Below are 19,057 nucleotides of genomic sequence, written 5' to 3'. Positions count from 1 at the left end.
AACACAAGATAGTGCCGCCTCAGTGGAGACCGAGGCGGATATGCATCAGCTTGCAAAGGCATTGGGCGAAAGAATACGGACACAACGGAAAGCCAAAGGGTTTTCCCAAGATGCCTTGGCGCACTCCTGCAGTGTCGATCGTAGCTATATGGGGCGTATTGAGCGCGGCGAAGTGAATATCACCGTAGAAAAGCTATATCGCATAGCCAACGTTCTGGAGTGCGAGCCTCAGTACCTCTTGCCTGAAGCGCTTTCTCTCCACGAGTTAGCTTCTGATCCGGCGGCAAGCGACTGAACCAAAATTAGTCGGCACTCAATGACCAGAACTGACAAATTACTGATTCATATGCGCAGCATCCCTTGGCAAGGGCCAGTATGAACCCTATCCGGCACGCCACCTGCCATGAGTTTTCACTTCGATTGGAACTCTTTTCATTAAGAATGGAATCAACGCGAGCAGTAAGTAGGCTGGAGATGAATGAGAGGCAGGAACCCTCTCTCCAAAACGACCCAGGCATCTTGCTGATGGAAGATCACCCCTTTCAGCGCATCGCTGCCTTCCAACGACCACGTCCGACCTCCATAGAGATTCATTAGATTTTGAACCAGGGTCATTAAAAGCTGAATCGGCCCGTAATGGCCCTACCCTTCACCGACATTTCATTTGACTGAAGCAACCATTGCAGAAGCTGCGCTTGATCGATTACAACCCTTGCCAACGGGCAGAAATCGGCCAGAAGTTGTCTTTCGTGAATGGCAGAAACCCATACCGACAGCTTTAAAACACTCCAGAAGTGGCTTATGGTTGGGCTAAAACTGGCCGAATAAGACCAATCAGATTTTTGTCAGTTCACCCCAATATTGATTGCATCAACTGCGGCATTCTACACGCCATAAACCCTTTAAAATCTTCAGGGCTCAATGATTGCACGACTGGTAGGCGCCCCACTCAAAGAAAATTCGAGCAGGGAGGAGCGGCCTTTTTCGGTAAATTTAAGAGTGTAGTAAAGCCTGCCGAGCACAGGAGAAGCATCTACGGCTTCATAGTTCGCTTGCAGGTCAAAAAGAGCAAGCACAGCCTATCACCAGGCGTGAAAACGTATTTTTAACGTCCCACTAATGCACACCGTTTCAGATTTCTATACAATTATTGTCAAGCCAATTATAGTTATCCGAACAGGACTCTCATGTCAGCGGAAGATAAAGTTTTAATCCAGCAGATAGCCCAACGACTTCGTACAATCGGCGCAAATGAGCTGCAGGTATTAGCTGAAGAAATGGCCATCCTTGCTTGTCCGGATCGCTTTAAATGGCAACCACTAGTTAGGCAAGGTAGAAACATCGACGGCCAAACCAATAAAGGTTGGCCTGATGCTTACGTGCAGACATCTCCAGGTGTCGTGGATGGTATTGAAGCCACGCGAGATGTGCAGAGCTGGTCAAAGCATCTGACTGCTGATCTAGAGAAAGCCAAAAACCCTCTGAACTTTAACCTATCTGGATATTTTTTTGTCGCTGGCTATCCTGATCACGAACCTACCGGAGCAGAAATTAAAGAGTGGTCCGAAAAGTTTGTAAATTTAGGTATCCCTGCAAAAAACATACAGCTTATGATCGGCAAACATCTCGTGATGGAGCTGTCTCGGCCGAAATACGCTCAAATTCGTCAATCACTTTTAGGTCTCGCGTCCTCCTCTATCTACTTTGAAAGTATTCGTGAAAGCTTGCTGTTAAAGAGATCTGCCAATTTAATCCAACCAACCGAGGATGAATTTGCCTCAGGGAAAGTTTTCAAACCGAACGTCGCAGACTCAGTTATTGAAGAGCTCCAAAATGAGGGCCTTTGTTTGGTTCGAGGTCACGGCGCTTGCGGAAAGACTACACTTGCATACTGGATTGGTCTGAGCGATAGATACTTTCCCGCGCCGGTATATTACTTCGACCTTGCCAATCAGAATGAAGCTCCTATTGGTGCAATAAAAAATGAGCTCGTAGAGCTTACCGGCACGGGCGCTTTGTTTATCATCGACAATATTCACATTAATGAGAACTGGGCCGAAGTTTTGTTGAACCACTGGAGGGAGCATTGCGAAATCTCTGGCAGCCACTTATTGATGCTGGGGCGGGAGACTGGCGCAAAGGATGGGACCTCACTTGGGAGTGTCAAACCTAAAATCATGCACGCAGGAAAGGAAGAGTTTCGGCAACTTGTCAAAATTCGGCTGGACGACAAAATAGAAGTTCCTGACTCAGTTCTTGATCAATGGCTAAACATCTTCGGAGGAAGACGAGGGCTATCTCACGGCAACCGGATGGTAGTTGTTGACTTGATTGCCTTTGGTGCAGCACTAGAACGTCGACAAACATACATTCAATCGGGAAATTTCAAGTTAGCTGCAAGTGATGCTGTAGAGGCCATCCGTGAGAGATACCTCCAGCCTATTTCAGATCCTGGAACAATGGCAAACCTTCTCCGCTTGGCAGCGGTATCCGAATTCGAGTTGCGTGTGCCTCGCGCAGCGCTTAAATATCCTGCCGCAGGATTAGAGAATGACTGCGTTGCTACGGGCTTAGTATTGTCTCACCACGGTGGCTTCGCTTTAGCACATGCGGCCTTAGGACCGCTGTTGCTGGAAGCTGCTCCCGAATTCGATATCCCATCAGAGCGCGTAGATATAGCTAAGAGCTTCCCTTATTTAGGGTTGGGGATGGTGCGGACCGGGATGCAGCCCGAAGAACATGACGCCATGAAAGAAGTACTAAAGGACATTCTCCACTCCGACACCTGGGTCAAACAATGCTCAAACCTGCATGATATTTCAGGCGTTGTGCTTTCGGCTATTCGAACATTAAAAATCGAAAAATCAATATTAGATTCAGTCGTAAGTAGTCATGCTCACTTCAGGAAACTGATTCTGAAAACCCGAAGCCTAGAAACGTTAACTTCTGCAGCCGGCAGTTTAAAAGGTGTCGGGCTAGTTAACTCTGCTAGCACCATCCTCGAACCATCAGACTCTCAGGGACTGACTGCTATATTGGGGCATCTAGTATCAGCCAGAAATGGTGAGGTTTTAGGATTTCTGAAAAGTCTTGGTCGCCCTAAATGCAAAGAGTTTTTGACTAAGATCAACATCAACGAGTGGACGTCTTCCCGTTCGGTTGTTGCGGTTGATCACGCCTCAATAACCTGCCAGCTCTGCCGCTTTTTAGAGTCTATAGGTCACAAGGATCTAGCAGCTTCGCCGGCGCACGAGACAATAAAAAAAATCAGCCCAAGCTATCTATTTCGCTCAGACCTTGGTGACATATCAAATCTGATTCGATTAGCATCTCCTGAAGACAATATCCTTGAGCCATTCCTTGAGCACTTGATGGAAACGGGTTGGCTCAGAACAGCATACTTAGAGACTCGTAGTGGCCAATTGTGCGGAGCGCTAATGTCCTTCGCGAATACAATCCCTAGTTGCTTTAGGTACAGAATGCTTCTTCCCGAAATCGTCTCTCGATTAGAGGATGAAGCTACTAAATTATTAGTGAGCGAGGATGAGTATTATTCTTATTGTTGGTCTAGAGGCATACGAGAAGAACGACTACCATTTGAGCTCGCAAAGCACCGTAGCATAGCTAGGTTCGTTTGCATGCTAGGGGCTGGATACGCGCTTTGGGGATCTTCACTTTCAGCGGTCCAATGGGCATGGCCCGAAGAAGCTACTATTGAAGACGTTTACTTCTCCAGGTCGGCTGCAGACTCTGAATCTCTTCATCTTGGCATGTATGAACTTCAGTATTGGCTCGGCCTGAAATTCCTCCATCAAATAAAAATCGACTTGCCCATCATAAGCGACAACACACTTATAGATAATTTCGTGAGGCGATTAGAGGCTAGCCCGGCCCCTACAGACGAAGGCGCCATACTACGACTCTCCCTACTGGAATGGGTTAACCATTTCTCGTCTCCCATGGGCCGAGCTTCTTGATGACGAGCGCGGAAGAAGGAGCTTGGCGCGCCTGGGCCACAGGATCGCTTTCAGCAATGTCCGCTATGGGTCCAGGCTATGTGAAAACACACTGAATACGTCTAAAACTGAGAGTTGCGTGCGTTGCCTGCGAAACCAGCAGACGGAAGCACGAATTGCCCTGGTCAGCTACATAGGTGTTTGTAAATGCGGTTTGGGCCGCGCCAGCGGCCCAAATCGCCGCTCACGGACGATCACGCGGCTGGATTCACGCCCTGATCGCTTCAAGCAGTCCTGCGATGCCGAAGATGCTCATCATTCGCTTGAGGTTGTAGGCGAGCACATGAAGGCTCATTTCAGTGCTCACTCTCGGCAGTGTTTTGGTCAGGAAGTGGGTACTTCCCATCCAGTATTTGAGCGTTCCAAAAGGATGTTCAACGGTCTGTCGACGAACCCTCATCATCGCTGGATCATGTTCTAGCCGAACCTGCATCGCGTCGACTACCGCTTCATGCTCCCAGCGTTTCACACGGCGCTCCTTACCCGTCGTACATTGCTTTTGCATTGAGCAGGACTGGCAGCCCGAGAAGTAGTAACAATGCAATAACATGCCGTCTTCCATCGACGAATGCCGCCTGGTTAGTAATTGCCCCGCAGGGCATCGATACGCATCCGATGCGGCAACGTAGATGAAGTCCTGCTTACCAAATCGGCCTTCGGCTTTGCTGCCAGATGTCAGGGGTTTCGGTACGAAGGTGGTAATGCCGGCCTGCTCGCAGGCAAGGATTTCCAATCCCTTGTAATAGCCTCGGTCGGCCACCACCGTCAGCGATTCAGCCCCGATTTCTTCACGCGCCTGGTTCGCCATATTGCTCAGTTGCCCACGATCATTGCGAACGTTGGTCACCTCATGGGCAATGATCAGATGGTGCTTGTCGTCGACTGCTGTTTGTACGTTGTAGCCAACCGTTCCGGTGCCTCGGCCGCTCGTGGCCATTGAGCGTGCATCTGGATCGGTAAGAGAGATTTGTTGGTCTGGACTTTCGTGAAGCTGCGCCTCGATGTCCTTGAGTTTCTGCATCTGCTTTTTCAGCGTTTCTATCTTTTCTTTCAGCCGCTCTGCTTTGGCCTCGGCCACTTCGGGCATTGCCCTATCCGCTGAATCCATCGCCGCCAGATAACGGTCAATGCTCTGCTCGATCTGTTGCATGCGCGCCTTCACTTTGCCCTGGGTGAAGTTATGGTCACGGTTGTTGACGGCTTTGAACTTGCTGCCGTCGATGGCGATGATTGATTCGGCGAAGAGATTGAGGTTGCGGCAAAGCACTACGAACTGGCGGCATACGCTGCGAATGGCTTTGCCGTTGTCCTTGCGAAAGTCAGCAATGGTTTTGAAGTCCGGGGCCAAACGCCCTGTCAGCCACATCAACTCGACGTTGCGCTCGGCCTCACGCTCTAGTCGGCGGCTGGACTGAATCCGATTGAGGTAGCCGTAGATATAGATCTTCAGCAAGATCGCGGGATGGTAGGCCGGACGCCCCGTTGCAGCAGGATCAACCCCTTCAAACCCAAGTGCACCCAGGGCGAGTTCATCGACGAAAACGTCGACCACTCGCACTGGATTTTCTTCGGTAACGTAATCGTCCAGGCACTCCGGCAGCAACGTGACTTGCGTCCGAGCCTCACCTTCAATGAATCGCTTCATGATCGTCCCCACCACGATCTAGACGATCAGAAGATTAGACAATCGCAGGCGTTTTCACACAGCCTGGGTCGTTAGCTGCCCTCCTCGAAGGGCAGCTATATTGGGTCGATGACTGCCCTGGGTGACAGACAGAAATCGGCCAGAAGTGGACTCTCAAAAGCTCACGGTAATGGCCAACGGGGAAGGTTCGCGAATAAGTGCGAGTTTTGCGGCTTCCTTGGATATTCCTATAAAATTGATGGTAAATTTTTGGCGCAGTGGTAAAAACGACAGCGGTGCTTAGGGAGAAACGCCGCTATTGGCAACGCTCAAATCAGACATAAAAAATGGTCTAAACAAAGACACATTCTTACCAAGATCACCGGACGTTAAAATACCTTTATACTCATGCGCCACCAGAATTTAAAATATTAACAACTTGCAAAAATAGCCAAACCAACATTCCACATAGCCATCAGCGATAGAAATGAATACAATCAAAATAGAAGAACCGGAACATACTACGCAAGGTGCCATAAGAAACCTAGCATTGCACACTTTAGGCTGGAAAGCTTTCCAGGATCTTTGCAGTCAAATATGTGAAGAAATCCTAAAATTACCAGTTTCCATTTACAGAGAAGCTCAAGATGGAGGTCAAGACGCCGTATTCTTAACCAGTCCAAAGTGCGGAGAACCTTCGAGCACCGGAACGATTCAATGCAAGTTCACTAGCAACCCAGAAAAAAGACTGAAACCAAGCGACTTAACACCTGAGTTAGAGTCTATAAAACAACTAGTCACCGATGGGGCGGCGACCCACTATTACTTCATAACCAACATGGGGGGTTGACGCCCCAGTTGCCCAACAAATAAGAAGCACTCTTTCAAAACTAGGCGTAGAGCACCCTCAGGTTTATGGAAAAGAATGGATCACATTAAAAATTCGAGAGAGTGCAAGGCTACGAGCGCTTGTCCCTCGCATATATGGTCTCGGCGACCTTTCAATAATTTTAGACGAGCGTAAGGCAGAGCAAACCCAAGCTCTACTGGGGCATCTACAAACCGAGCTTAGATCTTATGTGCCAACTGAGGCTCATAGAAAAGCTGTCAAATGTCTAGATACTAACGGAATAGTGCTTCTCCTCGGCGCTCCTGCTACTGGTAAGTCTATGATTGCAGCCGTCCTAGCCACTACAGCTCTAGACGACATAGAACATCGCTGTTTTCAACTCGACGGCCCTAATGAAATTACAAATCACTGGAATCCAAATGAACCCGGCGGATTCTATTGGATTGACGATGCATTTGGCGCAAGTCAAGTTCGGAATGATTACGTTGACACATGGATATCTATAATGAGCAAAGTCAAGACAGCTATCGCCAATGGCAATAGATTCGTCTTAACTTCCAGGCAGCATGTATGGGCAACAGCAAAAGAAAAACTTGGAACAAGGAATCATCCTAGCTTCTCAGACAGCCAAGCAATTGTAGACGTAGGAAGCATCTCACCAGAGGAAAGAGCACAAATTCTGTACAATCACATAAAAGCTGGAACACAGGAAAAGAACTGGAAAAGCCAAGTAAAACCATATCTATACGAGATTGCATGCAATGAAAGTTTCATACCAGAAATAGCTAGAAGAATTGCAAATCCTCAATACACAAAAAATATTAAATTAACCCCCCAGGACCTTAAAAATTTTGTTTCAAGCCCAAAATCCTTTCTATGCGAAACAATTAATGAGCTTGACAAAAAACTTCACTCCACCTTACTTCTAATCTTCCTAAATCGATCAAAGCTCACGCAAGACAATATTACATCCCCTAAAACAGCAGATACCGCCAAGGAACTAGGCATATCAACGTCTGAAATATTCCACAGCCTGAACGCCCTTGAAGGGTCATTCATCAGAAAAAGAACTGAAAATCACAAAAACGTCTGGATATTTTCTCACCCTACAATATCGGATGCTTTATCCCATGAACTGTCAACTCGTCCTGACTTAATAGAAATATATCTTAGCGGAGCAAGAGTTGAAACACTGTTATCCGAAACCTACTGCGAGGGAGCCCCTCCCATACTTAATGCCATATCCATACCAAAAAAGTTCAATCAGATACTTTATAAGAGACTGTCTGAAACCCCTGACGAACCAGCCTTAAACAGATCATTATTTAACTATCTAGAAACACGAACTTCCGATCAAGCACTTGAAGAACTATTAGAGTCCGACCCCAGCATACCCGACAGACACCCGGAGCCAAACAACTGGGACATTTGTTTCGATCCAAAAATAAAACTATATTCGCGTGCGAATGAACTAGGACTACTAAACCACGACCAATTAGCACAGGCGGAATTAGCACTTGAGAACGCCATCACCAACGACCTTGACAGTTCGTTTATAGAGGACAATTCAATACTCTCACTAATTACCCCTAAAAGACTTATGCATATCACGTCAAAACTAATAGAAAACGCCGAAAACGACATAAATCAACATATAAATGAAACACTGGAAAGTCCAGACCATACAATCAATCCTATGGAAAATTTTGAAGAGATAATATCTCACACCTGCAATCTGAAATCTGCATTCCCGGAAGCTGGCGTACTGCAAACAAAAATAATTAAAATCGAAAATAATATATACGCTGCAATAAAAGAACTTGAAACCATCATCAACCAACAACATAGTGATTGGGTCGGCATAGACACCTCCCCAGCTAAAATCACAGCTAGCGCAAGTAACCGCTCTATTTTTTGTGATATCGATGAATAGAATTATTAACGTTCGACAGGAAGGTCCCTATGGGTCGGTTGCAGTCCTTCTGCGACTGGCAACAACCGGCCAAGAGCAGCCCATCGCATGGGGCGGAAAACGGCCAAAAACGGACATGACAGTTACACGGCTGTAGCAAGACTTACCTGCAATGACGGACACATCGCTGCCACGGTTAAGCATTAATGCCATAAAGTTGGTTTCTCGCGACCAGACCAGTCATCAGGAAGCCGACCATACGGCTAGCTCATAGCCATCCGGATAGATGAAGTGGAAACGGTGACCGCCCGGGAACGAGAAAACTTCACGACTAATGGTAGCTCCTGCTGCTTTGAGCCTGAGCTGGGTACAATCGAGATCATCCGCGTACAGGATGACCAACGGCCCGCCCGTCCGCACAGGTTCACCTGTAGTGAATCCACCTGTCATGCGACCGTCGCTGAATTCGATATAAGTCGGGCCGTAGTCGACGAAACTCCAGCCGAATATGCTTCCATAGAAGGTCTTGCTTCGGGAGATGTCGTTGACATTGAACTCAATGTTGTCGATCTGACGGTCTTTACCTCGAATGCCCATTGACGCTTCCTTGACTGATTGGGAGGAAGCGAGTTTAGGACATTCGGTCATACATATGTTCATGCACATAGCCATTACTGTTTCTGAAAATTGCTTGAGCTGGCGAGCGACCGCTAAGGGTTGTGCAGCCCTTCGCGACAGGCAGAAATCGGCCAAAGGCAGTAAATTGCGATCGACTGCAAACGGTCAGCGTCTCGCTGTCAGGCCATGGCAGAGTTCACTTACGCGTTGACGACCTCCGGCCCAGCAGCTGACACCTTGTTTTGCTATACCTAGGCCATACTCGGTCAAAGACAGCACAAGGAGACGCCATGGAAGTGCTGTTGGAGGTTGTGTTCGGCGTCATCTGCTACCGAGTCGGATATTGGGTGCTCAAGGCGATAACGCTGGGCCGGTTCACCGGAAAAAGCAGCTATTGGTTCGCAGTGGTCTGCACCGTAGGCGCACTGGTATTGCTGTCCCCTATCATCACAATCATTGCTTGGAAGTTGATGGCGAACGCCAGGTAAGCACTGACCTGACTATCGTATTTTTCGCTCAGAAGCGCCCCCCTCCCGCTCTTCCGTTTAGGGAGCACAACCTGGAAAAAAACACTACCTGCCATACAATTGGCAAACAAAGGCACATTTTTGTTTTCCGGCTAGCTAGCCCAGGTCAGGCCTATGAACCCCCGTTATCACGAGATACACCGGGTCGAGATCAAACGACGGTTGTATCGCCGCGCCGATCAACAGTGGGATGCTCTTTCTGGTGCATTCGCCACAAGCATTATCTTTGCTGGCTTTGGAGTCAGATTCTTTTTTTCGCCCATACCGGGAAGCTGGATCATAGGGTTCGTATTCTTTTCCTTGAGTGCACTTTTTTTCGCCATGTATAGGTGGTTACTTCGTACCCAGAGAAAGCGGGGAGCAGACAGCGGATGGCTCAATACATCTGATCAATTAATTTTCACAGCGCTTATTTGTCTGGCTATATTTTTATCTGATCCCAATCGATGGGTAATGCTTTTTTTCTTTCTTTGCGCAGGTGCCTACGGTACTTGGCGTCTAAGGCAGAACCTGCGAATTCATTTGAAGCGCTACTATTTTCGCGAAGCGCGCGAGTACATTCGAGAGATAGAACGTTACAGCCCTCGCCCTAAACCCTCGACCAAGCTGAAAGCGCCACTATAGGGAAAAGGTCGCAAGCTGACCTCTTGACCGGCAGTAAACGGCCGCGCTATGCGGTCGACATCGAGGTCCTGAGGCCAGATGGCGAACCAGACAGCCAACTGCCGATACTCGCCGGCGTGCCCTTGCCACTGCCCACCGGTGGCGAAGAAATGGGTATTTACGCCTTCCCTGAGGAAGGCACCTAGATGGTGGTGTGCTTCGCCTACGGCCTGCCGCACAAGCCCTACATCCAAACCATCCTGCCGCACGGCCTGAGCATGCCCAGCGTGCCGAAAGGGGATCAGGTCTGGCAGCACAGCGAAGCCTGTCAGCAGCGTGTCGACGCCGATGGCAACTGGTTGCGCCAGACTGACGGCAAGATCCTGGACAAGGCCAACGAGCGCGAAGTGGAGGCCATGGGCAACACGGAGCGCTTCCAGAATCACACCAGGACGGTGGACGACCACTCCACTGAATCAGTGGGTGGAATCAAGACGATCGAGGCGCTGGGAGCGCTGAAACTGTTGTCAGGAGGATCTGCGAGCCTAGCGGTGGTGGACGATCTGCACCAAGCGACCGGGCGGGATTTGAACCCGGTAGTGGGGCAGAAGCACAACGCCACAGTGGGTGGCGACATGCATGAGAAGATCCAAGGATTACGTGAAAGTATTGCTATCGTCGGACAGCACCTTCAAGCACCAAAAACGTGGTTAGGGTCTGATGATGTGAACGTGCTTCGGGTCATGTGCCAGCTACTGGATATAGTAGAACGCATGGGTGTTCAGTTCGCCGGGCATACGCATCTACCAGGACCAAGCTATTTTGTTCAGGAAGCACAAAATGTGGCGGTGCTTGGCATTAGCTTGAAGAGAATTACAATCTAGTATATTTAATATGTTCTAGCCGTTTGGTCTTGGGGGAGTATGGAGATGTCAGAGCAAGTAGAACGTTATTATAAAATAATGGTTTACGGGGCAGAGCAAAAATACCTTAAGTTGCCCGACGATGTATTAAAAGCAAAAAACTTCGAGATCCATTACTGCCCGCTGAAAGCTCTTGAGCGATTTAATGATTATGACGGAGTAGTGGTTTTTAATCAGACCTTCGAAAGCTTTGAGGTATTCAACGGAAGTTGGGGGGAGTCTATCCGTCATCGTCATAACTCAAATGAAATGGATAAACGACAAAAGGAACTTCAGCTATTACAACGAAAGGGAGGGTTTGTTTGCTTTTTAATGGATGATTCATTTATTGACAATACAAGTTCTGGCAATTATCAAAACACTGACCTATCTAAAGTTTGTTTGAATAAGCGCCGTTTACATAGGGAGAATTATCGCTCGAAAGTTCATGAGCTGGAAGTTAAAAGTGACGACTTTAGGACATTTCTCAATACGCATGGGGTAGCCTCAAGCTTTTTTTCTGATCATTACCATGATAGTGAAATAAAAGTCATAGCGACTGATGTTGCGGGGAGATGTGTTGCGATGCAAGTCAATAGAAATGAGTTCTATTTGCCTGCAATTTTACCTGTCAATTCTCATGAGAGAATTAATGAATACTTCAATTCACTAATAAGTGGTCTCACATCATGCTATAGCAAGTTGGCGGTGGAGATCCCTGACTGGGTCAAAGCGTATCCTTTTGTTGAGGATGAGCAAATTGAAGCTGAAACAGAAGCGCTGAATATTAGGATTCTTGAGTTGGAGAGCCGTCGACAAGTGATCAATGTATATAAGTCAACATTGCTTTTTTCAGGTGATGACTTGGTTTCAAGTGTTGCAGAGGTATTTCGTTCCGGCTTTAAAATTGAGGTCGACGCTCTCGATGATCTTCGTGAGGATCTTAAGCTTCTAGATGAAAATGGTAAAATATTTTGTCTTTGTGAAATAAAGGGTACAAATAGAGGGATTACTCGCGAATTCATAAATCAAACTGACTCGCATCGAGAGCGCTCGGGTTTGGGTGCGGATTTTTCTGCTGTTCTTATTGTGAATGGAAATATAAAGAACTCCAAAACTATCGTGGACAAAGAAGTAAACCAAGAGATCGCGTCGGATCAAATAAAGCACGCAGTAAAAATGAATGTCCTGATCTTTCGTACTATCGACTTGCTCAATCTACTAAATTCCTTCGTTCGAGGGCATATTACAAGGGCTGAGGTGCTACAGATTTTTAAACTGCGGGGTGGTTGGTATAAGTGTACTGATAATGAAAGAGGCTTGCTGGTTGAGTGATGCTGCCAGTTTTACCAAGCTCCTGCAGTAGTAGACGCATTTAAGTAGTGAGTTCCACTGCTATATTAAATGCGCGCTACATATCGCACACCTCTAAGTTTGTGTACAAGCGCAATTTTCTACATATTAATTTGTGTTCAATAAAACTTCATTTTAAGCGGCGCGCAAGCCTTTTAGCGATAGGGATATACACTCCCATAAAAGCCAATACATCGCAGATGTGAGAAAATCACTATTTGAGAATTAAGTAATATGATCCAACTTCATTAAAGGCGTACAGTAGTTGGCAACTTTGAACTCAAAGCTGCCAGCGGTATGTCGAACAAACTTTGTTTCTACGTGAGAATAGCCTGGATCTTTTAGTAAATATTCAACAGACTGTATTAGCTTCAAGCTTGCATTAACCCCAAAAATTACCGAGCGGAGCGCTTCCGGTGGGAAGTTTATTTCTCCAGACTTATTAGCGACAAGTCGGTACTCTTCCTCGTATTTCCATTTATCAGACTTAACCAGAAGATTTGCATGCATTAGTTCGGATAATTGACGTGTGTAAAAGTTGTCACCTGTTTCATCAAGAAAGCTATTGCCAGGCTCCCATGGCCTTGCAAATTCGCTAAACTCTTGTGCCAACTGTTCAAACAATTCTTGATAGGGGGGGGTGCTTGGCGTATTTCACTAAAGAACGTATGAATATTTCGTTCGCTACGATCAAGTCCGTATCAAACTCTAAGCATATTCCCGAGTGCGCCCCCCATAATGCGACCACAATAGCGCATCGGTATAGGTTGCAGATAAAGAATATATCCCCAGAGTAGAGATATACCATTGCAGCGCGCCATTGAGTCCCATGCTCCTCCCTCCCGCGTCAAAAAAATTGTGTTGATTAAGCATGTGTATGCAAAATTACTTTCTTAAGTATTCTTCGCTATGATTTGGCGGATACCGCTCTACAACTTTGTTGTATTCTTGATCAATGTTTATTTGAGAGTCGAGAGGATCATTAAGTTGCTTTGCATGAGGAAAATAAATCTTTCTAGATTCCAGTATTTTAAGGCTTCTGGGGCTGTCATCTCTATATTTGTATACAATCATACTTGTCATCTTGAGTATTGATTAGGGGGGCAACTTCAAGCGTCTGCGTTTTTGCTTTCTGTCACTAAACGTAGCATGTTTTTCAGGTGGTGGATGGTACTGATGAGGCGCTGTTCTTAACTCAGTCTTTCACCCCTCTCGGCACCACCAGGATTGCGCATAAGCACAGCCATCAATGCAGTGAATGAGCCTGCTCCACTAGGTTTCTATAGTGAGGCCCAGGGTGTGCGAGCAGCGCGGCACTGTCCTTCAGCATGGTTTTCCACTCCGCAACCGTCCCAGCTTTTCTGTTCGGTGTTTCGAGGTGTTCACGGGTCATAACTCGGGTCCTCATGGAAACAGATAGCGCGCGGTATGAATAAACAGAGTGTGTGCCGCAAGTGAATCGACGGCACTTGTCCGACGAAATTCTACGGAGGCGCCATGAGGGAAAGTTATCTCGCGAAGAAAAAAACGACGGAAAAAGCACATATCCCCCTCCCGCCGACGGGCCTTGCGTCCCTTTTTTGTGCAAGCCCGCAGGGTGGTGCAATCAGGGCGCCAGGCCAGGCTGGCCGTGGGGCTTCAAGGGGCAATGGTCATTGCACGATGTGAGATGATTTGCAAAGAAGTGCAGCGCAGTTACATCGCAACGCTGTAGACGGTCAGGAGAGGATAGTTGCTGAAGGCCTCGATTTCATTGGGCGAAAAACTAAAAAACGCGAATCTGAGTACGTTTTCAAAAATAGAACGGTTCATCACAACGATCTGAATGCTCGTGGCCTACGTTGTGGCAAGTAGAGCTATAGCCCTTGCTGGCTATGCCTCTAGCGAAACCATAGCCGTTTCAAAAGCCTGCACCCATGTGCGAAATTGCACTCCACTTGACCACCCGCTTGCATTCGACCTGACCAGTCATTTGCATTCGTTCTGACCACCGATTGCATCGGATTTGACCAGCACGCTTTGTAACCATGATCGGCAGAGAACGGCCAAAAGCGGCCATCTTGAGAGCAGCGGTATTAACAGCAAGATATCTCGTGGCACGATGCTAGGATGCTGCAAGTAACATTTGACAAAATGTTATCGCTCCACAGATTGGTCTAGGACACTGTTCCATTTCTGATTCATCGCTGCAAAAACCGAGTCAAAATGACTGTCGGGAAATCTGGCGATTTTGCCGAACTGTTGTGTTGCATCCATGAGTACCAGCAACGCTGTGGAGATGACTGATACTACAAGCTCCGGGGAGTCGCCCTGCTTATAGACCATGCTCTTTTCTCCCTGATGCCGGAGAGCCAGGACGGCCAGGTCGTTATGAGAGAATGCGCACAGCATCGAGTACGGCCCAACCAAATGCCATAATTTCGCTGCGCCAAAGTCGTCGCTGATTTTTTTCGGCTTGCGGCCTGCCGCACGAAAAGCCTCACACTCAGATATGCAAATGTCGTTTTTTTCCTTGATCGACTCCTTGAGGTCATCGGGAATATTGGGGTCATTAAATACCCCTGCATAGACGCGTCTCTCACCTCTTAGCTTTTCGTACTTCATCTGGTCGACATAGCCACCATCGGACTCAAGCATCTTCATCGCTACGAGTGCTTCGATCATCGACCGAGCATGCGTAGCGGAGTGCGTAATCATATGGGCCTTCGCGAGTCGCAACGTCGCCTCAAACTGCTCGGTGATCGTTAGTACTAGGCTGACCCGCAAACGGTCCGGTCCACCCATCGGAGGGCGGGAGCGGACAATGAGACTTTGAAGATCATCAAGAATCTGCCCCGCGGTGTGGAGAAGTTGTACGACCGTTATTGTGTTCATAGCCCTCTACTTAGGAGTGGTTCAAATCTTCATAAATCATAGCAAGGTTCACGGAGGCTTTTTTGTACACTGCGGGAGGATAGTTGCCTGTTGCCACCGGCAGCAATGGGTCGGTGACAGCTTTTCGTGACAGGCAACAATCGGCTGTGGATTCAACCGGTCGATGCAATAGATTGGCTAAATCGTTCAGCGGGCGTTTCGAAACTTAGTGTTTTCCGATGGAGGCTATTTAGTTGCCTTATCCACTTCAACCCCTCCTCGCCTTCCTTATTAAGAAAGCCAAAATACAAAATCCGACAACACCGGAAAGCCCGTACACCCAAAAATCAATTTTCATACCGTTCGCCTGACGATACTCAGAGTCTGCTCTGCTGATAATTTCTTTTCCGTCCACCACCAGGACAACCAACTTTCGGTTTTCCACTGCTAAAAACACAGGTTGGTAGTACCAGTAAACAGTTGCGTTTTTTCCATCCAACCCCGGAAAAGCCTCCGTGGTAAGACACTTAGTGTATGATCCGAGCCTGTCAGCACAGGTAAACAAATACTTTGTTTCGCCATCAGTAATCTTGGTCATAATATTTCTGCCAACTCTTTCCTCCGAAAGTACGCCTGATAGTCTGTTCAGTTCACTCGGAATGTGAGATGACCACTGATAGAAAAAGACAACAAACGCAAACACGATAGAACCAACACAAAAAATTATCTCGGACATCCTGCGCCGTCCACTAGGACTATCGGATTTACTTTCGGGCATAGTGCACTCCCCTCAAAGCCAAAATACTCCAGCATCAGTGAAAACGATCTCCACTCCCCCACACACAAATAGTCAATAATCTTTCAACTTGAGATATCTACCCATGACTGAGTTGCTCTGTAAAGTCAGCTATATTATTAAAGTGAGCAGGAATAGCTAGCTAAATTCGTTAGGTGTCTGCTGTCTCGAGTGACCGCTCTGCGGCTGTATCTTCGTCTTCAGCAATAATCGCACCCATACATACATAGCTCGTCCCTGCTCCTGATGAAGAGACACTGGGGGGAGTGTAGACCAGAAATATCAGGGAGAATTAAAAGCTCTTAGATCAAAATATAATCATGGCGTTCTTTGTTTAGATATAAATGACGACTACTTGTCCGTTTGTATACGTGAATCCGTTCAAGCAACTTTAATCCTAGCCAGCCCTCAGTTTGATATAGACGGGATATGCAACCAAATCATCAATGACAGCTTCGGGTCGCACGCTGCCCTTCGCGACAGGCACCGATCGGCCAATAGCAGTCGATGGACAGAACTGTAGTAAATAGGTAGTGTCAACCTGATACGCTAAGTCTTTACTGCGGTTGCGCTTGGCGCCAGCCATATTGCGCTTCTGCTATAACTAACTACACTCATTCCATTCGCTAGGCAGTCAAATGCTAGTATTTTGCCTGTTGGCTATTTTAAACATTAGAGACCTCACGCATGATCCTTTCAAACATTCTTTACCGAACATTTTTTATAAAGGCAGAGCAATACGGAACGGCCTTCACCATCGAGGTCGAAGGCGCAGAATATCTGGTAACAGCCCGGCACTTGCTCGACCCGAACGATAGCGAGCCTGTCATTCGAATTTTTCGCGAAAACGCATGGCTACAGGTTCAAACAAAAGTAGTTGGTCATGGCCGCGGTGAAATTGATATCTCAGTCCTACAACTAAGTTTCCGGCTTACAGATCTGGAGTTTATTGTTGTCCCGTCTACGGACGAAATTATTCTCGGTCAAGATGTCTACTTTCTTGGTTTTCCATACAAAATGTGGGGCGATGTAGGGGACTTCATGGATGGCTTGCCATGCCCATTCGCAAAGAAAGGGACTCTCTCGTCCATCAGTATTACTAAGCCGCAAGTGTTGTACGTCGACGCAATCAACAACGAAGGATTCTCAGGCGGTCCGCTGTTCTTCTATCCAGCAGGAAAGCCTAATGAACTTCGTATCGCTGGTGTCGTTTCTAAGTTTCGCGTCGAACAGGAGGCAGTGCTCGACGAAAAAGGAAACCCAACCCAGATGACAGTGCCATACAATACTGGGTTTTTAGTTGCATACAGCATTAAACATGCACTCGATATCATTCACCCACAATCATGTGGCTAACATACAATTTTAGATCGTTTGCTTCGCTAATTCATGACGAGCAAAAGCCGCCCTCTAGACATGGTGTTCGATGGGGGGTTGAGGTGAGGTAACAATTCGGTGCTTTCCGCTACTGGCCGATTTCTGCCTGTCGCCACCCTCAGTTATGTGGCTTGGGCTGGCGACCAATTAACATTGAGAACGGTATGGAGTGATGATGTTAAATCCAGTCCGGGATACGACTACCGTCCCCTAATGTTTGAGGCTTCATTCGACACGAACCTGTTGGGTGATCCGCGGTAACCGAATGCGGTTTAATGCCCAGGCGGGTGAGCCAAGTGGAAGTGCCCACTTACATCGACTTGACCGATACCACTTCCACAAACCTGAATTTTTTTCTGGCCGTCTTAGTAGCTTCTTGTTCTGCAACCAGGGAGCTCAGCGTATCGGCCTCATGTACCATCTCGTGCATCTCGCCTTCAAATTCATTTCCCACGCGGAGCGTGACTCTCAACCTAGGTGTGAAGCCTTTTGAGACTGTCTTTTTCTTCGCTGCCTTCACCGGTTGCACGATCACAACATCCGGGACTGTGTCCTGCACGTCTGGGTGAATTGCCGGCGCAGAGGGCTCAGGATCACCGAATAGCGCCCGGCGCATCTCATCTTCCATCAATTCTGTATTCATACCATTTCTCAGAAGGGTGTTATCTATAACCTGATCGATTCTATCAGGATGGCCAGACTCTGTTGTAAAGCGTCGTTGGGGTGAGACCTCAAGTGGTAAGGGCCAGCAGATACCGGCGAGCGTCAGCGTCTCCATCTGCCGCCTATCATTGCGGGCAGCTGTCGGGCCAAGTACAGACGCTTTCCCTAAGCGCTTGTTGTTCGGGATCGGTGCGCAGACGGATAAACAATGGACGGCCTAACGATTCCCCTCGTCTCTGAAGAAATCGTCCCTTGCGACCAAGCCAAAATCATCAGCGGCGTCAGCAGCTTTGTCGCTGAACAAATTCTCGGTCCGCCGTTCCTGCTTGAGGTAAGCAATGGTCTTGAAGAAGCAGTCCTCACAGAGATGCAACTCATATCGCTCGCCGTCATGTCTGGTGCCATAACCCCAGTGAGCGTGGAGGCTGGCGTATTGAAGTCCGCCATTCTCAGAACGCGTGGAACTGCTGCATGCATCACACAAGACGTCAATGACTGTCTCGATCTCGACTCTTCCCGTGATCTTCATTGCTGCCCTCTACCTATGTATTGAATCAAGACCTCAGCATACAGCTTGCGAGCCGGACCTATTGAATCGTTCGATGCATGCCAAAGTGTTTGCTTAAGGCGGTTGCAGCCCCACGTGACAGGCACCTTTCGACCCAACGATAGCAGTGACGACAGGCAAGAATCGGCCGATTCTGTTGAAAGAGTCGGTTCGCCCAAACAGCCTGGTCATTGACTGGTTAAAACGCCTTTTTTGCACACTGCTACGTGAAATCCGAGTCCGGAGGCCTCTGCCGAAAGTAAAGATTTCAATCTCGGCCGCGTACTTTTCTGCTGCGCAAACCATGGTCGACTTTTTCAACAGAGTCGGCCAAAAGCGGTCAGTCAACGCACTCGAGACTAGGGGCGATTCATGTTTTTGGACAAGATAGCTCTGGCAGCTATGCCACCGGAGAC

At 47.8% G+C, this 19,057-nt stretch carries 14 protein-coding genes and 1 pseudogene; 9 read left to right on the top strand and 6 right to left on the bottom strand.

Annotated features, from left to right (window positions below; genetic code table 11):
- The first annotated feature begins 40 nt into the window (after positions 1-40).
- Together KGA96_RS20595 and KGA96_RS20590 are read left to right on the top strand one after the other, a co-directional pair.
- Complete coding sequence (locus KGA96_RS20595; protein WP_223514789.1) at positions 41-295, top strand: helix-turn-helix domain-containing protein; 255 nt, start codon at positions 41-43, stop codon at positions 293-295.
- Between the two features lie 892 nt (positions 296-1,187).
- Positions 1,188-3,977 carry a hypothetical protein gene (locus tag KGA96_RS20590; protein ID WP_223514787.1) on the top strand — a complete coding sequence of 930 codons (2,790 nt, stop codon included), beginning with the start codon at positions 1,188-1,190 and terminating at the stop codon, positions 3,975-3,977.
- Between the two features lie 247 nt (positions 3,978-4,224).
- Here the strand turns inward: KGA96_RS20590 and KGA96_RS20585 are convergent, their stop codons facing one another.
- Entirely contained in the window at positions 4,225-5,661 is a 1,437-nt protein-coding gene (locus KGA96_RS20585) for an IS1182 family transposase (RefSeq protein WP_223514786.1), read from the bottom strand.
- 1,058 nt (positions 5,662-6,719) lie between these two features.
- On the opposite strand from KGA96_RS20585, the gene KGA96_RS20580 reads away from it, so the two are divergent.
- Positions 6,720-8,423, top strand: a complete 1,704-nt coding sequence (locus KGA96_RS20580; RefSeq protein ID WP_411741595.1) for a hypothetical protein — start codon at positions 6,720-6,722, stop codon at positions 8,421-8,423.
- Positions 8,424-8,645: 222 nt separating this feature from the next.
- Here the strand turns inward: KGA96_RS20580 and KGA96_RS20575 are convergent, their stop codons facing one another.
- Positions 8,646-8,999 (bottom strand): VOC family protein, encoded by a 354-nt coding sequence (locus KGA96_RS20575; RefSeq protein WP_223514782.1) that lies wholly within the window; start codon positions 8,997-8,999, stop codon positions 8,646-8,648.
- A 311-nt stretch (positions 9,000-9,310) separates the two neighbouring features.
- On the opposite strand from KGA96_RS20575, the gene KGA96_RS20570 reads away from it, so the two are divergent.
- From KGA96_RS20570 to KGA96_RS20555, 4 genes and pseudogenes are all read left to right on the top strand, one after another.
- Positions 9,311-9,508: a hypothetical protein gene (locus KGA96_RS20570; protein ID WP_223514780.1), complete on the top strand. Its 198-nt coding sequence runs from the start codon at positions 9,311-9,313 to the stop codon at positions 9,506-9,508.
- 153 nt (positions 9,509-9,661) lie between these two features.
- On the top strand, positions 9,662-10,171 hold the full coding sequence (locus KGA96_RS20565) for a hypothetical protein (protein ID WP_223514777.1): 510 nt from the start codon (positions 9,662-9,664) through the stop codon (positions 10,169-10,171).
- Positions 10,168-11,034, top strand: a pseudogene (locus tag KGA96_RS20560) (hypothetical protein). The gene KGA96_RS20565 and the pseudogene KGA96_RS20560 overlap by 4 nt, the downstream one beginning before the upstream one ends.
- A gap of 45 nt (positions 11,035-11,079) precedes the next feature.
- Positions 11,080-12,387 carry a hypothetical protein gene (locus tag KGA96_RS20555; RefSeq protein WP_223514774.1) on the top strand — a complete coding sequence of 436 codons (1,308 nt, stop codon included), beginning with the start codon at positions 11,080-11,082 and terminating at the stop codon, positions 12,385-12,387.
- Positions 12,388-12,630: 243 nt separating this feature from the next.
- On the opposite strand, the gene KGA96_RS20550 is transcribed toward KGA96_RS20555, so the two are convergent.
- The 3 genes from KGA96_RS20550 to KGA96_RS20540 all read right to left on the bottom strand — a co-directional run bounded on the left by KGA96_RS20550 (position 12,631) and on the right by KGA96_RS20540 (position 16,036).
- Positions 12,631-13,017, bottom strand: coding sequence for a hypothetical protein (locus tag KGA96_RS20550; protein ID WP_223514771.1), 387 nt, complete (start codon positions 13,015-13,017; stop codon positions 12,631-12,633).
- Between the two features lie 1,524 nt (positions 13,018-14,541).
- Positions 14,542-15,279, bottom strand: a complete 738-nt coding sequence (locus KGA96_RS20545) for a DUF5677 domain-containing protein (protein ID WP_223514768.1) — start codon at positions 15,277-15,279, stop codon at positions 14,542-14,544.
- A 247-nt stretch (positions 15,280-15,526) separates the two neighbouring features.
- Positions 15,527-16,036 carry a hypothetical protein gene (locus KGA96_RS20540; protein ID WP_223514765.1) on the bottom strand — a complete coding sequence of 170 codons (510 nt, stop codon included), beginning with the start codon at positions 16,034-16,036 and terminating at the stop codon, positions 15,527-15,529.
- A gap of 705 nt (positions 16,037-16,741) precedes the next feature.
- On the opposite strand from KGA96_RS20540, the gene KGA96_RS20535 reads away from it, so the two are divergent.
- Complete coding sequence (locus KGA96_RS20535; RefSeq protein ID WP_223514763.1) at positions 16,742-17,410, top strand: serine protease; 669 nt, start codon at positions 16,742-16,744, stop codon at positions 17,408-17,410.
- A gap of 331 nt (positions 17,411-17,741) precedes the next feature.
- Here KGA96_RS20535 and KGA96_RS20530 read toward each other — a convergent pair whose 3' ends face one another.
- The gene (locus tag KGA96_RS20530; RefSeq protein ID WP_223514805.1) at positions 17,742-18,074 is read right to left on the bottom strand and encodes a hypothetical protein; all 333 of its coding nucleotides are present in this window, start codon (positions 18,072-18,074) and stop codon (positions 17,742-17,744) included.
- 228 nt (positions 18,075-18,302) lie between these two features.
- Here KGA96_RS20530 and KGA96_RS29760 point away from each other — a divergent pair, with 228 nt between their 5' ends.
- Positions 18,303-18,647, top strand: a complete 345-nt coding sequence (locus KGA96_RS29760; protein ID WP_317850355.1) for a hypothetical protein — start codon at positions 18,303-18,305, stop codon at positions 18,645-18,647.
- Positions 18,648-19,057: the final 410 nt, after the last annotated feature.

It is taken from the genome of Pseudomonas sp. GL-R-26, from assembly GCF_019947365.1.
Lineage (GTDB): Bacteria > Pseudomonadota > Gammaproteobacteria > Pseudomonadales > Pseudomonadaceae > Aquipseudomonas.
This window is presented reverse-complemented; position numbering and strand designations above follow the sequence as displayed.

Excerpts from the sequence above, each read along its gene's own strand:
- KGA96_RS20545 (WP_223514768.1), bottom strand. The coding sequence starts at position 15,279 with ATGAACACAATAACGGTCGTACAACTTCTCCACACCGCGGGGCAGATT.
- KGA96_RS20530 (WP_223514805.1), bottom strand. The coding sequence starts at position 18,074 with ATGAATACAGAATTGATGGAAGATGAGATGCGCCGGGCGCTATTCGGT.
- KGA96_RS20590 (WP_223514787.1), top strand. The coding sequence starts at position 1,188 with ATGTCAGCGGAAGATAAAGTTTTAATCCAGCAGATAGCCCAACGACTT.
- KGA96_RS29760 (WP_317850355.1), top strand. The coding sequence starts at position 18,303 with ATGGACGGCCTAACGATTCCCCTCGTCTCTGAAGAAATCGTCCCTTGC.
- KGA96_RS20585 (WP_223514786.1), bottom strand. The coding sequence starts at position 5,661 with ATGAAGCGATTCATTGAAGGTGAGGCTCGGACGCAAGTCACGTTGCTG.
- KGA96_RS20565 (WP_223514777.1), top strand. The coding sequence starts at position 9,662 with ATGAACCCCCGTTATCACGAGATACACCGGGTCGAGATCAAACGACGG.
- KGA96_RS20595 (WP_223514789.1), top strand. The coding sequence starts at position 41 with ATGCATCAGCTTGCAAAGGCATTGGGCGAAAGAATACGGACACAACGG.
- KGA96_RS20540 (WP_223514765.1), bottom strand. The coding sequence starts at position 16,036 with ATGCCCGAAAGTAAATCCGATAGTCCTAGTGGACGGCGCAGGATGTCC.
- KGA96_RS20575 (WP_223514782.1), bottom strand. The coding sequence starts at position 8,999 with ATGGGCATTCGAGGTAAAGACCGTCAGATCGACAACATTGAGTTCAAT.
- KGA96_RS20555 (WP_223514774.1), top strand. The coding sequence starts at position 11,080 with ATGTCAGAGCAAGTAGAACGTTATTATAAAATAATGGTTTACGGGGCA.
- KGA96_RS20535 (WP_223514763.1), top strand. The coding sequence starts at position 16,742 with ATGATCCTTTCAAACATTCTTTACCGAACATTTTTTATAAAGGCAGAG.
- KGA96_RS20570 (WP_223514780.1), top strand. The coding sequence starts at position 9,311 with ATGGAAGTGCTGTTGGAGGTTGTGTTCGGCGTCATCTGCTACCGAGTC.